15 protein-coding genes and 1 riboswitch are annotated in these 14,442 nt (G+C 50.7%); of the genes, 13 read left to right on the forward strand and 2 right to left on the reverse strand.

Annotated features, from left to right (window positions below; genetic code table 11):
* The first annotated feature begins 22 nt into the window (after window positions 1-22).
* From EDC14_RS11950 to EDC14_RS11975, 6 genes are all read left to right on the forward strand, one after another.
* A complete protein-coding gene (locus EDC14_RS11950) occupies window positions 23-1,420 on the forward strand; it encodes an ABC transporter substrate-binding protein (protein ID WP_132014531.1) in 1,398 nt (465 codons plus the stop codon).
* A 208-nt stretch (window positions 1,421-1,628) separates the two neighbouring features.
* Window positions 1,629-2,564: a carbohydrate ABC transporter permease gene (locus EDC14_RS11955; RefSeq protein WP_132014532.1), complete on the forward strand. Its 936-nt coding sequence runs from the start codon at window positions 1,629-1,631 to the stop codon at window positions 2,562-2,564.
* Between the two features lie 15 nt (window positions 2,565-2,579).
* Window positions 2,580-3,458: a carbohydrate ABC transporter permease gene (locus tag EDC14_RS11960; RefSeq protein WP_132014533.1), complete on the forward strand. Its 879-nt coding sequence runs from the start codon at window positions 2,580-2,582 to the stop codon at window positions 3,456-3,458.
* A 141-nt stretch (window positions 3,459-3,599) separates the two neighbouring features.
* Window positions 3,600-6,569, forward strand: a complete 2,970-nt coding sequence (gene pgmB, locus EDC14_RS11965; protein ID WP_132014534.1) for a beta-phosphoglucomutase — start codon at window positions 3,600-3,602, stop codon at window positions 6,567-6,569.
* Window positions 6,570-7,279: 710 nt separating this feature from the next.
* Window positions 7,280-8,398 carry an AAA family ATPase gene (locus tag EDC14_RS11970; RefSeq protein WP_132014535.1) on the forward strand — a complete coding sequence of 373 codons (1,119 nt, stop codon included), beginning with the start codon at window positions 7,280-7,282 and terminating at the stop codon, window positions 8,396-8,398.
* Window positions 8,395-9,111, forward strand: a complete 717-nt coding sequence (locus tag EDC14_RS11975; RefSeq protein WP_132014536.1) for a DUF3226 domain-containing protein — start codon at window positions 8,395-8,397, stop codon at window positions 9,109-9,111. Before EDC14_RS11970 ends, EDC14_RS11975 begins: the two co-directional genes overlap by 4 nt.
* 104 nt (window positions 9,112-9,215) lie before the next feature.
* On the opposite strand, the gene EDC14_RS11980 is transcribed toward EDC14_RS11975, so the two are convergent.
* Window positions 9,216-9,428 carry a helix-turn-helix domain-containing protein gene (locus EDC14_RS11980; protein WP_132014537.1) on the reverse strand — a complete coding sequence of 71 codons (213 nt, stop codon included), beginning with the start codon at window positions 9,426-9,428 and terminating at the stop codon, window positions 9,216-9,218.
* Between the two features lie 272 nt (window positions 9,429-9,700).
* Here EDC14_RS11980 and EDC14_RS11985 point away from each other — a divergent pair, with 272 nt between their 5' ends.
* Window positions 9,701-10,009, forward strand: a complete 309-nt coding sequence (locus EDC14_RS11985; RefSeq protein WP_132014538.1) for a hypothetical protein — start codon at window positions 9,701-9,703, stop codon at window positions 10,007-10,009.
* 299 nt (window positions 10,010-10,308) lie between these two features.
* The gene (locus tag EDC14_RS11990; RefSeq protein ID WP_132014539.1) at window positions 10,309-10,539 is read left to right on the forward strand and encodes a DUF4318 domain-containing protein; all 231 of its coding nucleotides are present in this window, start codon (window positions 10,309-10,311) and stop codon (window positions 10,537-10,539) included.
* Window positions 10,540-10,561: 22 nt separating this feature from the next.
* Here the strand turns inward: EDC14_RS11990 and EDC14_RS11995 are convergent, their stop codons facing one another.
* Entirely contained in the window at window positions 10,562-10,924 is a 363-nt protein-coding gene (locus tag EDC14_RS11995; protein ID WP_132014540.1) for a helix-turn-helix domain-containing protein, read from the reverse strand.
* A gap of 219 nt (window positions 10,925-11,143) precedes the next feature.
* On the opposite strand from EDC14_RS11995, the gene EDC14_RS27555 reads away from it, so the two are divergent.
* From EDC14_RS27555 to EDC14_RS12010, 5 genes are all read left to right on the forward strand, one after another.
* Window positions 11,144-11,275: a hypothetical protein gene (locus EDC14_RS27555; protein ID WP_279388752.1), complete on the forward strand. Its 132-nt coding sequence runs from the start codon at window positions 11,144-11,146 to the stop codon at window positions 11,273-11,275.
* Between the two features lie 33 nt (window positions 11,276-11,308).
* Entirely contained in the window at window positions 11,309-11,452 is a 144-nt protein-coding gene (locus EDC14_RS26795; RefSeq protein WP_165907977.1) for a hypothetical protein, read from the forward strand.
* Window positions 11,453-11,751: 299 nt separating this feature from the next.
* Window positions 11,752-11,982, forward strand: coding sequence for a DUF4318 domain-containing protein (locus EDC14_RS12000; RefSeq protein WP_132014541.1), 231 nt, complete (start codon window positions 11,752-11,754; stop codon window positions 11,980-11,982).
* Window positions 11,983-12,131: 149 nt separating this feature from the next.
* A riboswitch (guanidine-I (ykkC/yxkD leader) is annotated at window positions 12,132-12,233 on the forward strand.
* A gap of 121 nt (window positions 12,234-12,354) precedes the next feature.
* The gene (sugE, locus tag EDC14_RS12005) at window positions 12,355-12,675 is read left to right on the forward strand and encodes a quaternary ammonium compound efflux SMR transporter SugE (protein WP_132014542.1); all 321 of its coding nucleotides are present in this window, start codon (window positions 12,355-12,357) and stop codon (window positions 12,673-12,675) included.
* Between the two features lie 340 nt (window positions 12,676-13,015).
* On the forward strand, window positions 13,016-14,428 hold the full coding sequence (locus EDC14_RS12010; RefSeq protein WP_132014543.1) for a pyridoxal phosphate-dependent decarboxylase family protein: 1,413 nt from the start codon (window positions 13,016-13,018) through the stop codon (window positions 14,426-14,428).
* Window positions 14,429-14,442 lie beyond the last annotated feature (14 nt).

Raw genomic sequence — 14,442 nt, forward strand, 5'->3', positions numbered from 1 at the left:
AGTGAAAAAATGGAGGAGGTAGATGATTTTGCGGTCTGGAAGGAAAATTACAGTGTTTTTGCTCATCGCGTCTTTGCTGGCGTTCACCTTTGCCACAATCGTCACGGTCAGCGCGGCGGAGAACACCATCGAGCTAAAAGTGGTGATCGACCCGGATACCCCCGACAATAAGGCCCGGATCGAGGCGACGCTGGAGCGGATCAAACGCTTTGAAGCAGCTAATCCCGGTATCAAGTGCAAAACCATTCCGTACACCTACACGACCCGCCAGAATTTCTTTGTGATGCAAGCGGCGCATAATGCTCCCGACGTCATCGACGTCTGGGCCACCGAATGCCCGATGCTGGTCGCCAAGGGCTGGGCCGTTCCGCTGGACAATTACCTGAAGAAATGGGACAAATACAGCTGGTACAGCCCGAATTCCTTTGACCCCTTCCGCCTGAACGGTAAAATCTGGGGAGTTCCCTGGACCGGATATGTCAAGCATGTGATTTACAATAAACGGATGTTCAAAGAGAAGGGCGTCCCCGAGCCCAACCTCCGCTGGACCTGGAAAGATTTTGTCGCGGCTGCCGTGAAGCTGACCGACAAGGAAAAAGGGATCGCCGGTTTCGCGCCGATGACGCGCGGCAGTGAAGCGGGCTGGGCGCTGAGCGATCTCATTTACCAGGCCGGCGGGGAGATCGAGACCTACCGGAACGGCAAGTATACCGCCGCCTTCGGCTCGCCCGAAGCCATCCGGGCGCTGCAATTCCTGAAAGATCTGAAGTGGAAATATGACGTGCTCCCCGCCAACTGGAGCAACGGCTGGACCGACGTATTCAACGTCTTTGGCTCCGGCAAAGCGGCCATCGTCTGGGACGGCGACTGGGGCCGCAACGTGGCCATCAACGGCCAGAAGATGAATCCCAGGGACGTCGGCGTGGCGCTGATGCCCAAGGGCGACGGACCCAAAGGCCGCCAAGCCGGCGTGCAGGGCGGACGCTTCTTTGTCATCAATGCCTTGTGCCCGCCCAGGAACCGGGACGCCGCCTGGAAATGGCTGACCTTCGAACTGTGGGGCGAAGGGAACATCACCCGCCTGGAGAGCGAAGCGACCGAAGCCCGGCAGAACAAGCAATACCGCGCCCAGTTTGAGTATTTCCCGCTCAAACCCACCAGCCCCTTTTATAAGCAATGGGAAGCGACCTTCGCCAAGCATTCCGATGTTCTGTTATCCTGGGGCGACGAAGCTTTCTTGAACGCCCTGCCGAAGACCGCCCACACCGAACCGCCGATCGAGGCGCAAGTGGTCTACGGCCAGGTATTGGCGCCCATCGTTCAGGCGGTATTGAGCGATAAAAACGCCGCTCCGGCCAAACTCCTGAAAGAGGCCGCCGCCAAGTTCCAGAAGGAATATCTGGATAACGTGAAGGAATAACGTTCCGGGCCGGCGCCCGGGTCCGTGCCTATTCATCCGGTGGTTAAAACGGAGAAATCACAATTTTGGAAAACGCGTTCAAGCATCGTGATTTTCCAAAATTTCTTTCGATGTATTTACCCACCGGAGTAGCGCCATGAAACCATCGCTGCCTAGGCCTGCTCAGGCCATTAGGCGGCGATGTGTTATGAAAGTGAGTTGACTGCTTTTGAATCCGACAATGATCAAGCCGGCCGGGGAACGGCCGGAGAGTCTGCCGCAGGGCTCGAGGCTCCGCCAGTTTTTCCGGGTCAACGGGATCGGGCTGGCGTTTCTCCTCCCGGCGCTCTGCTTTTATACGCTGTTTCAATGGGGCCCGATCCTCTACAATTTTTTGCTGGCGTTTCAGAACTATACGCCGGGCCTGCCGCCGGTATGGGTGGGCCTCCAGAACTTCCAGCGGGTCTTGAGCGACTCGGTGCTGCCCCAAGCGATCGCCAACACTTTCGCCTTCGCCGGTTGGGCGCTGCTCATCGGCTATGCGGTGCCGATCGTCGCCGCCATCGTCATCACCGAGCTCCGCCGGGGACGGGCCTTTTTCCGGCTGGCGATCTATCTTCCCAATATCATCCCGGCCATTGCCCTGTATATCATGTGGATTTATATGTTCCATCCCACGGTGGGGCTGCTCAATCAGATATTGCAATTTTTCGGGCTGCCGGGTCTCGAATGGCTGCTCGCGCCGAAGCTGGCGCTGGTGTCCCTGGTGATCATGAGCACCTGGGCCAATTTCGGCAGCACCGCCGTGCTCTATATGGCCAGCATCACCGCGATCCAGGCCGAATTGTACGAGGCGGCCGAGATCGACGGCGCCGGAATCGGGGCGCGGATCCGCCATATCACCCTGCCCGCGCTGCAGCCGACCATGGTCTTGCTGCTGTTGCTGCAGCTCCTGGCGACCTTGCAGGTCTTGCAGGAACCTTTTGTGATGACCGGGGGCGGCCCCAACAACGCCACCATGACGCTGATGTATCTGGCCTACAATTACGCGTTTGTCAACGCGGAGTTCGGCAAGGCCGGCGCCTTGGGCATGCTGCTTTTCCTGCTGCTGATGGTGTTATCCCTGATCTATGTGAAACTCACCAAAGTGGTGGGCCAAAAGTAAAAGGAGGCTTGCGCGATGAAGGGCACGAATCGCAGTGTCATCTCGGTTTTCGATCTGAAAAAACCTGGCGTGAAGCTGGGCTATAGCTGTTGTTATGCGCTGGCGGCCGGTCTGGCGGTGCTGATGATCTATCCGCTGTTGTGGGTCCTCTTCGGTTCGCTGAAAGAAGCGAACGAGATCTTTTTGGTTCCGCCGACCTTGCTGCCGAAGACTTTTTTATTCCAAAACTATCGGGAAGCGTGGCAGATCTATGAGATTCCCAAGGTGGTCGCCAACACCTTCATCGCCTTCGGCGGGTTTCTGTTGGTGCGGTTCGTGGTGATCAGCGCCGCCGCCTATGCGCTGTCCCACCTGAAGATCCCCTTCCGGACCGGGTTTTATATGATCTTCCTGGCCACCTTGATGCTGCCGTTCTTCGCCTATATCATCCCGGCCTATCTGGTGGTGTTCCAGTTGGGGCTGCTGAATACCTTCTGGGCGGTCTGGCTGCCGGCCGGGGCCGACTCCTTCACCTTATTGCTGTTGAAGGGGTTCTTCGACGGCATCCCCGGCGAGCTGTTCGAGGCGGCCCGGATCGACGGCGCCTCGGAATTGAAGATCCTGCGGGTGATCGTGCTGCCCCTGGCCAAACCGATCCTGGCGGCGCTGACCATCTTCGCCTTCATGGCGGTCTGGAACAACTTTCTCTGGCAGCAGATCGTGCTCTCCTCCGGCGACAAGTGGACCATCTCGGTGGCGCTCTGGTTCCGGTCGCTGGGCAATGTCGGCGCCACGGTGGCCCAGAACATTCAGCTGGCGGCGATGCTGATCAGCACCATTCCGCCGATGATCGTCTTCCTGTTCTTCCAGAAGTACATCATCGAGGGGGTCACCTTCTCGGGGATCAAGGGGTGAGGAATCTCGGGAGCTGCCCGTAAAGCCCACGATCTGGGGAGCGTTTTTTGATTGCCTCGAGGGAGCCTCCATTTCTCCTCCGGGTCAAAGGAGAACTACCGGAGGAATATTCTGCGTAATTTTCGAATAAGGAGCGACAGCATGAGCACGATGCAAGCGGCGATTTTCGATCTTGACGGCGTGATCGTCGATACCGCCAAATATCATTACCTGGCCTGGAAGCGGCTGGCCGGGGAGTTGGGCTTTGATTTCGCGCCGGAGGACAACGAGCGGCTGAAAGGGGTCAGCCGGATGCGGTCGCTGGCGATCATTCTGGAGATCGGCGGGATCCGGCTCTCCGAGGCGGAGCAGGCGGAGTGGGCCGCCCGGAAAAACGCATGGTACCTGGAGTATATCGGGGCCATGACGCCGGCGGAGATCCTGCCGGGGGTGGTGCCTTTTCTGAACAGGCTGCGGCAGCGGGGGATCAAGACCGCGCTGGCCTCGGCCAGCAAGAATGCCGGGCTGATCCTGGAGAAGCTGGGGATCGGCCCGCTCTTCGACGCGGTGGTCGACGGCAATGCGGTGGCCAAGGCCAAGCCGGACCCGGAGGTTTTCGTGACCGCCGCCGCGCGGCTGGGAGTGCCGGCCGGGGAGTGCGTGGTATTCGAGGATGCGGTGGCCGGGATCGCGGCGGCCCGCGGCGCCGGAATGGCGGTGATCGGCATCGGCGATCCGCGGATCCTGACCGAGGCCGATCTGGTCATCGCCGACTTCACCCGGCTCAACGAAGCGTTGCTCACCGGCGAGCCCAGCGACGCCGCGCTGCTGATCCGGGAGGAGGGCTTCCGGCCGGAGCGGATCGAGCTCAATGGGAGCAAGTTCGTGTTGGGCAACGGTTATGCCGGCTACCGGGGAACGCTGGAGGAGGACGGTGCCGCCGAACAGGCGGCCTGCACGCTGGCGGGGCTCTACGACCGCCGGGGCGAGGCGTGGCGGGAACCGGTCAACGCGCCCAACGGCTTTTACACCGTCCTGCATTACGAGGGCCAAAGGCTGGCGGCGACGGCCCTGCCGCCGCGCGAACATTGCCAGGAGATGGATATGCGCCGCGGGTTGCACCGGCGGGCGACGCGTTTCGCGGTGGAAGATGCCACAGTGACGATCGCGGCGGAGCGTTTCCTGAGTCTGGCCGATCCCCATCTCTTGGCCCTAGAGTACCGCTTCCGGGCCGATCGCAGCGGCCAGGTCCTGCTGGAGACGGGGATCGACGCCGCGGTCTGGGACATCAACGGTCCGCACCTGGCGCAGCTGGCGTTGGACCAGCGCGACGGGCAACTGCTGGCGGAGGCCGTGACCAACGAAGGCGAGGGGCTGGCGGTGGCCGAGGCCTGGGATTGGGACGGACCCTGCACGGAGGTGGAAGGGGAGCGGAATATCCTGCGCCGGGTGGCGCTGACGGTCGAAGCGGGCCGGGAATACTGTTTCCACAAGTATGTCTCGATCTTCACCGCCAAGGACGGGGTCCCGGACCCGGCCGGAGCGGCGCTGGCCCACAACCGGGAGGCGCGCGGCCTGGGTTATCAGCGTTTGCGACTGCGCCACGCCCAGCTTTGGCATGAGCGCTGGCTCCGGGCGGATGTGCGGATCGACGGTGATCCCGTCGCCCAACTGGCGTTACGCTACAGTATCTATCTGCTGCTTTCGGCCGCGCCGGCGCATAGCGGGCAGGTCTCTATTCCGGGGCGGGGGCTCTCGGGCCAGACTTATAAGGGGGCCATCTTCTGGGACACCGAGCTGTTCATGCTGCCCTTCTTCGATTACACCCATCCGGAATTGGCGCGCAATCTGGTGCTGTACCGCTGCCATACCCTGGCGGGAGCCCGGCGCAAGGCTGCGGAGTACGGTTATGAGGGCGCGTTTTACGCCTGGGAGAGCCAGGAGCGCGGCGACGACGCCTGCACCTTGTTTAATGTGACCGATGTCTTCACCGGCCGGCCCATGCGCACTTATTTCCGGGATAAACAGATCCACATCAGCGCCGCGGTGGCCCACGCCATCTGGCAGTACTGCCGGATCAGCGGCGACCGGACCGTGCTCTTGGCGGGCGGGGCCGAGGCCATCCTGGAATGCGCCCGGTTCTTCCATTCGCACGCCTATTTCAAGCCGGCCCAAAACCGTTATGAGCTGCTGGAGGTGACCGGGCCGGACGAGTACCACGAGCGGGTGGCGAATAACGCCTATACCAACGCCATGGCCCGCCGGACGTTCCGGATCGCGCGGGAACTCCTGGAGTGGCTGCAAACGGAGGAGGAGGAATACGGCCGGGCGCTCCTGGCCAAGCTGAGGATCGCGGACGGAGCCGCCTTCATCGCGGATATGGCCGAGCGGCTGTACGTCCCGGCGCCGGACCCCGGGACGCTGCTCATCGAGCAGTTCGACGGCTACTTTCGCCTGGAGGATGTGACGCTGGCCGAGCTGAAGGGCAGGATGAAGCATCCCCACGAGTACTTGGGCGGCGGTAACGGGTTGGCCACGACCACCCGGATCCTGAAACAAGCCGACGTGGTGGCGCTGCTGAACCTCTTCAAGGAGGAATATTCGCAGGATGTCAAGCGCGCCAACTGGGAGTACTATGAGCCCCGGACCGAGCACGGCTCCAGCCTGAGCCCCTGCGTCTATGCGATGCTGGCGGCGGACATCGGCAAGCCCGATTGGGCTTATCCCTATTTCATGAAGACCGCCACGCTCGACCTGAACGGCGATTATAAACGGTTCGTCGGAACGCTGTACATCGGCGGCACTCATCCGGCGGCCAACGGCGGCGCCTGGATGGCGGCGGTCCTGGGTTTCGGCGGGCTGCATTGCGACGGGGAAACCATCCGCTTCAAGCCGGCGCTGCCTTCACACTGGCAGGGGTTGAGTTTCCATTTTCAGATGAAGGGAGACTGGTTCGCGGCGGAAATCACGCCGCAAGCGGTGCAAGTCACCGCCGCTGCCGCCAACCGCGCCACTGTCCGCGTAACCATCGCCGGGCAGACGCTGGATTGCGCGCCGGGACAGACGGTTACCGTCCATGGAGAATTCGGCCGCGGCGGTGCTGAACCCGGAGGAGAAGCGGCGGCCGGATAAGAAACAGCAGCCGGACGGAGCGGGATGAAGTGATATTTTTTTGAAAGACGAGCATGTTCGGTGACGGAGGGGATAACCCGCGTGACGGAACATGCTTTTTTATTGGCCGGATCAGTGGCGCGAGCGGTTCGCGGAAGGCATTCAGTTACTGAATGAGCATGCGCGGTAACTGTGAAAGCATATTCAGTTAGTGAACGAGGATGATCAGTAACTGAACAACCATATTCCGTAACTGAACGAACATGTTTAGTAACAGAATGAACATCTTCAGTTACTGAATGAGCATGTTCAGTAACTGAATGAGCTTGCACAGTTACTGAGTAAGGATATTCCGTAACGGAACGAAAATGTTTCGTAACAAAATGAAAATCTTCCGTAAGGGAACGGCAATGTTTGGCAACTGAATGAAGACGCGCAGTAACTTTGGGAACTGATTTCGTAACAAGAAAACCCCTAAAGACCGCTCTACTGGCAAAGGATTTTTTCTACTATTTTTTGGCAAGCTTTCAGGATATAATAAAGTAGATTAATTTAGCACCAATGGAGGAACGGAAACAAAAAAATCGAAACTTAAATTGGTAAGGGTTATAGGGCCAATCAGAGAGATACGAGAGTCCTGGAAACTTGTGTTAATAAGCTTTCATAGAGAAAAGAATGGGTAGTGTTGACTTAACTCTTAAGAAGACAAACGTTTCGATAGGGGTGATCGAATGATCTATATTCAGGATTTAACCATTAAAGTTTTTCGGGGCATAAATGAATTAAAATTGAAAAATTTGGCTGAGATCAACATCATTACTGGGATCAATAACTCGGGTAAAACTTCAATTTTAGAAGCGATTCGTTTAATAGAAAATCCGTTGGATATCATTAATGCAGTCAGAATATCTCGACAAAGGGAAAACTTATTTCCACCATTGATGGGGAGAGGAAGACTTGGAAGTTTTGATTCGTTCATAAACATGTTTGGCAGGGATGGTAATATAAACCGAATAGTGCTCTCTGGAAATTTTAATAGCATAACATTTGATTTAAAGATTGAAGGTACTATAGAAAAAAGATTGCTTGATATTGATGAGTTTAAGAAAAATTCAAAGAATCGATATGGAGTAGTCGATCAGGATATAATTAATGGAGAAATTGATTGTTTTGTCGGAATAATTGGTTATACGAAAAATGGAAAACACACTGAGGAGAATGTGCTACTTTCACGCTATGATAAGTTTATATCCAATAACAGAAACGCGACAATCAATATAGAGTATCTATCCCCGATTGACCATATTATTAAAAATACTCACATCAATCAATTGATTAAAAGTGGCCTTAAGAGTGAGGTTATTGATGTTTTAAGAATTTTTGATCCTCAAATCAAAGGACTGGAGATGATTGGTGAGGGTTTTAATATTGTGCCTTATATTGATCATGAAAACCTTGGCCTTATGCCATTATCTACATATGGTGATGGTTTAAAAAAGGTTTTATTATTAGCATCTTCTATTGTAAAGGCCAAAAATGGTATTTTACTAATTGATGAGATCGAAACAGCCATCCATGTTAGCGCACTAGAAGAGATCTTTAAATGGTTTGTTGTGGCTTGTCAAAAGTTTCAGGTTCAAGTTTTTGCAACCACTCATAGCCTCGAAGTGATCGATGCAATTTTAAAAGGTGTTGCAGTTAGTTATGAGAAAAATAATATAAATGCGGAAAATGATCCACTCCGAGTAATTACTTTGAAAAAGCAAAACCAAAAAACTTTAGCGCGCTCACTTCCAGGTAAAGAAGCATTGAATTCCAGAGAAGAATTTGACATGGAGTTGAGACAATGAACAGCATTATATTTTGCGAAGGAAGAGTGGACGCTGTTTTGATTGGACAGTATTTGGTTGCTAATAGGGAATGGGCATATTCAAGAGAGTTCAAAGAAAATTTAAAATTAAATCCAGAAGATAAAAAACAGCTAATAAATGCATATAAAAGAGACAATGACTGGGTTTATATTTGGGCGGTCGGTGGGAGAAACAGGTTCCAAACCCCTATACAAAAAGTTTTGACCTTGAATCAAAAGGCAGATAATGAATCAGGTTTTAGAAATTACATTATTTTGGTTGATAATGACGGTGGAGAACAATCTGAAATTCAAACGGAATTTTGTAATTGTTTTCATATCACCCGACTTAGAAATAATGAATGGGAAGATTTTCATTATGTAAATGGTTTCGGAGAGGATAGTACAGCAAGAATATTACTAACGATTATTCCGTTTGATGAACCAGGTGCTCTAGAAACGGTTATGATCAATTCATTGGCTGAAAAGGATGATGAGAATATTGTACCTAGGTGTCTAGAGTTCGTTGATGGTATACAAACAAGAAAATATTTGCTTAATCGACGTGAAAAATTGAAGGCAAAGCTATCAACGATTGTTTCAATTATATCTCCAGATCGGGCTGTAGATAGTCTAGTGGAAATCATCGAGGGTATTGAATGGAACAAGTATAACTCAGTTAACCGCGCGTTCAACAAATTATTGGAATTATAGACCGAATGGTGTTATTTAAGTAATGAATTATGAATCAGGAAATCTATAGCCCTTGAGATTCAAAAAGGACCAAATCAGATCATTAAGAATTCTTCTAATGTTTTTTATTGAGTGTCCGGCTCATAAACCATCAAATCTCCCGGCTGGCAATGGAGAGCATTACATATGCGGTTGATTACTGATAAATCCACCCTGGTGCAGGTATTGTTATAGATTGCATACAAGGTGTTTTTATTGACCCCGCTTTTTTCTTGGAGTTCGGGGACTTTCATCCGATTGTTTTCAAACATCAATCTGTCGAGCGTGAACCGAATCATTGTAAAACCTCTCTTTGGCTAATTAACTATGTATATTATACCTTTTTCTAGTGAAAGCAGCAAATTAAGTAGTGAAAAAATCCAATGATTGATTGACAAAGAATGTTGTCTGTTATAAAATGAATAATGTACAAATTGCATATTAACGGGCAATAATTACAATGAAGTATGTACAAAATTTTTATTGAATCAGTACGTTATGCAAAGCTTTATATGTGCTTTTGTTACGCAGGAAAACTGCAAAAGATTCTTTACCTCCAGGAGGTCCTCCCATGCTTACCAGCGACAGCAAAGGCATTTACGAATTCATCTTCGACCGGATTTATAAGATCAACGAGGAACTCCTGCCGCACGATGCGGAATACCGGGAATGGGGCCGGAAACAGCGGGAGGTTCTGGATCGACTCTGGGCCGGGCTTGCGCCGGAAGAACGGAAAATGCTCGATGATTTTGACGTCAACCGGACCATGCAGATGAACCGGAGGGATGAATTGTTTTACAGCCGGGGGTTAATGGATGGGATTATCCTCGCCGCTTGGATCGAGCGGATAAAACGGGGCGGAGAGCTTTCAGTCCCGTGAACCATGGCAATCAGTTCTGAAGAAAGCGTTGCCATAGAACGAGTGTTCGTGGTATCCTTTAGAATAAGGTGCAAGTTTGGATAGCATCCCTCGAATGACTTTACTGGATAGTCATTGTGAGCAGCAGAAGAAAAGTCTGGGCATAGAGCAACACAAATTAATAGTGACAGGCACTTCAAATTATGACGGTTGTTTATTTTTAGAAATGGAAATAATATTTTCCTGTAAAGACGATAATAGCCTCTTTGATGCTGACTTGAATATTAGACACTGCTTTATCGATAATTGGGTCGTAAACGATGTTTAAATTCTTAAAAAAGGTTTTTTTAGTTGATTTGGATGATTCGTTGACTTATCCGTCTGCCCAGACAATCTGTAACGCCATTGAAAAATATTGCAGGAGTTCCAAAGAAAAGTGCCAGTTCGTCAGCACCAAAAAACCGGTTACATTCTATTTGGAAGACAAATTATTTGCTGCGGAAATCACTATGGCTCGGGGCGGATATATCATTAAGTGCATTGAAAAATAATAAACAGGGTGATGAGCATAGGTCATGATTGTTGTTTTTTGCCATACTTGTGTAAAATATAATTTTTGACCTCGTCGAACTCTTTCAGAGCTTCCTCCGGCAAACCATTGCCAATGTTGAACCTGGTCAGTATTATTTCCGCTGATTCACGTACCTCGGAACGCCCAAGTAAAAAATCGGCCGAAACATGAAAGAAATCGGCCAATTTATTAATAGTATCGGGAGAGGGAGTCCGTTCTCCGCTTTCATACTTGCCAATGGAGGAAACGGATACACTCAACAAATCGCCAATTTCTTTTTGACCGAAGTTTTGTTCTTCACGCAATAAGCGAAGTCGTTCTCCAAACGATACCATTTTAAACACCTCACAGCGATTCTTTTTCATTCATTTTCCCTACTGCAAGACTATTTGTCTATATTGTTTGAAAACATTATACATATAGTATAAATTTCGATTGACATCAACACATAAAGTCTATAAAATGGATGTTGATGATACAAATAGTGTTAATGTTCTCACCGAAAGGCAATTCCACAAGCCCACACTGAAAGCATTTTTGAACATCTTGAGTAACATTTTATAGTTATTCTCGGAGGAATGATTATGCTTACCAGCGACAGCAAAGGCATTTACGAATTCATCTTCGACCGGATTTATAAGATCAACGAGGAACTCCTGCCGCACGATGCGGAATACCGGGAATGGGGCCGGAAACAGCGGGAGGTTCTGGATTAACTCTGGGCCGGGCTCGCGCCAGAAGAACGGAAAATGCTTGATGATTTTGACATCAACCGGACCATGCAGATGAACCGGAGGGATGAATTGTTTTACAGCCGGGGGTTAATGGATGGGATTATCCTCGCCGCTTGGATCGAGCGGATAAAACGGGGCGGAGAGCTTTCCATCCCGTGAACCATGGCAATCAGTTCTGAAGAAAGCGTTGCCATAGAACGAGTGTTCGTGGTATCCTTTAGAATAAGGTGCAAGTTTGGATAGCATCCCTCGAATGACTTTACTGGATAGTCATTGTGAGCAGCAGAAGAAAAGTCTAGGCATAGAGCAACACAAATTAATAGTGACAGGCACTTCAAATTATGACGGTTGTTTATTTTTAGAAATGGAAATAATATTTTCCTGTAAAGACGATAATAGCCTCTTTGATGCTGACTTGAATATTAGACACTGCTTTATCGATAATTGGGTCGTAAACGATGTTTAAATTCTTAAAAAAGGTTTTTTTCGTTGATTTGGATGATTCGTTGACTTATCCGTCTACCCAGACAATCTGTAACGCCATTGAAAAATATTGCGTGAGTTCCAAAGAAAAGTGCCAGTTCGTCAGCACCAAAAAACCGGTTACATTCTATTTGGAAGACAAATTATTTACTGCTGAAATCACTATGGCTCGGGGCGGATATATCATTAAGTGCATTGAAAAATAATAAACAGGGTTTATGAGCATAGGACATTGTTGAACCTGGCTAGTATTTTTTCCGCTGATTCACGTACCTCGGAGCGCCCAAGCAAATAGATACCCTAAAGTTGACCATTGTAAAATCTTTTGTTATACTAACGCTATCAATCGATAGGATAAATCGTTTTATAGGGTTCCGCAGTTCCTTTCGGAACTGGCCTGGTCCGAGATAAAACGTACAGTTGACTGTGTACACGGAAGGATAAAAGCCTGGGAGATATTTGAGATATCGCCCCAGGCTTTTTTATTTTTTGATTTTAAAGGAGGTGTAACATTTGGATATAAAGGAATTTTGGACCATAATCAAATTTGAATATTAACCTGGATAGGAGTGAAAGTTATGCAATGGCTTTTTTTAGTGATAGCGGGAGTCTTTGAAGTGTGGTGGGCTGTCGGTTTAAAGTATTCGCATGGCTTTACTAAATTCATGCCGAGCGTGTTTACAATCTTTGGGATGATCGCGAGCTTTTATTTTCTGTCATTCGCCTTAAAAAGTCTTCCATTGGGGACTGCATACGCCATTTGGACCGGAATTGGTACAGTCGGTACGGTCATTTTGGGAATCGTTTTATTTAAAGAACCCATCGACATCATTCGATTGATTTGCATTGGATTGATCGTCGTTGGAATCATTGGATTGAAATTAGGATCAGTTCATTAAAAGCCATGTGATAAAGTCTTTCGAAATGGAGATCAGCATGCAAAAAGGTTAAAAACGACTTTATCACTTGCTTCTCTGAGCTTTTGTGTTCAACCTGACCTGCGGCCAGGGTTTATCACAACGCTTTTAAGTGAAGTTTTGTATGATACAGCTGCGGATAAAACAGGGCGGAGAGCTTTCAGTCCCGTAAGCAATGGCGATCCGTTTCGAAGAAAACGTTGCCACAGAACGAATGTTCGTGGTATTATTTGGAATATAAGAGCAAGTTAGGGTACTACCCTCGAATGACTTTACTGGATAGCATCGGATACAGAATTGCCCCGGGAGGAGATATTAGCTAATGTCACAGCAAAGAAACAGCGCGGTCTGTGACCGTCTCAGGGAAGAAGCTGCGGACGGGGAGCTTTTTGAACAGGCCAAGGAATACGCAGTGAGCTATATGTGCCAGATTCTCGATCAGCCCGTTTTTCCGGGTCCGGGTGCAATCGATGGTCTGGATGTTTTCAGAGAGCCGCTGCCGGTCCATTCCGGGGATCCTTACGAAATCCTCGGAAGGCTGCATCATTATGGCTCACCGGCAACGGTGGCGCAAACCGGCGGACGTTACTTCGGATTTGTCAATGGCGGCATCATCCCGGTTTCCCTGGCTGCCAAATGGTTATCGGATGCGTGGGATCAAAATGCCGCGCTGTCCATCATGTCTCCGGTGGTTTCCGTGCTGGAGGAAGTCTGTGAAAACTGGCTGGTCGATTTGTTCCATTTGCCGAAAGGGACAGCCGCGGGCTTTGTGGGAGGGAGTTCGACTGCAATGCTCTGCGGTCTGACTGCGGGAAGAAACCATCTGCTCGAACAATTAGGCTATGACGTCAGTAAAAAGGGACTCTTCGGCGCACCTGAAATCCGGGTCATAGTCGGAGCAGGCGCGCATTCATCCGTGTTCAAAGCGCTGGCAATTCTGGGTCTTGGCAGCGAGCGGATTGTGAAGATTCCGGAGGACGATCAGGGGAGAATGGTCGCCGCTGCCCTTCCGGAGCTGGATAGCAGGACTTTGCTGATTGTGCAGGCCGGGAATGTGAATACCGGTTCATTTGATGATTTTCAGACGATCTGCCCCAAAGCCCGCGCCGCCGGGGCCTGGGTCCATGTGGATGGCGCCTTCGGGTTATGGGCGGCCGCCTCCGCCCGATTAAACTGCTTGACGAAAGGGGTGGAGAGTGCCAGCTCGTGGTCTTTGGACGCGCATAAAACCCTGAATGCTCCGTATGACAATGGAATTATCATGTGCTCCAACCGGGAGACACTGACCAAGGCTTTGCATATGGCAGGTTCCTACATCATTTACAGCGACCACCGTGATGGCATGCTCTACACTCCGGATATGTCCAGGCGCGCCAGAGCGGTTGAGCTTTGGGCGGCATTGAAATCGCTCGGAAGAAACGGCGTTTCGGAGCTGGTCGATGATTTGCATGACAAAGCGGTTTACTTCGGGGAACAACTGAAACAGCATCATTTTGTGATCCATAATGAGATCGCATTCAATCAGGTCCTTGTTTCAACAGGAAACCCCGATATCACCGCAAAGACGCTAAAGAATATTCAAGCCTCCGGCATCTGCTGGGGTGGCGGCGCGACATGGCGAAACGACCCGGTCATCCGCATCAGCGTCTGTTCCTATCGAACAACCTATGAAGACATCGACCGCTCCGTGGCAGCATTCGTCCTGGCGAGAAAAATCGCAACGGACCGCCGGTGAAGTTACGTGGATGA

This window comes from Hydrogenispora ethanolica, assembly GCF_004340685.1.
Classification (GTDB): Bacteria; Bacillota; UBA4882; order UBA8346; family UBA8346; genus Hydrogenispora; species Hydrogenispora ethanolica.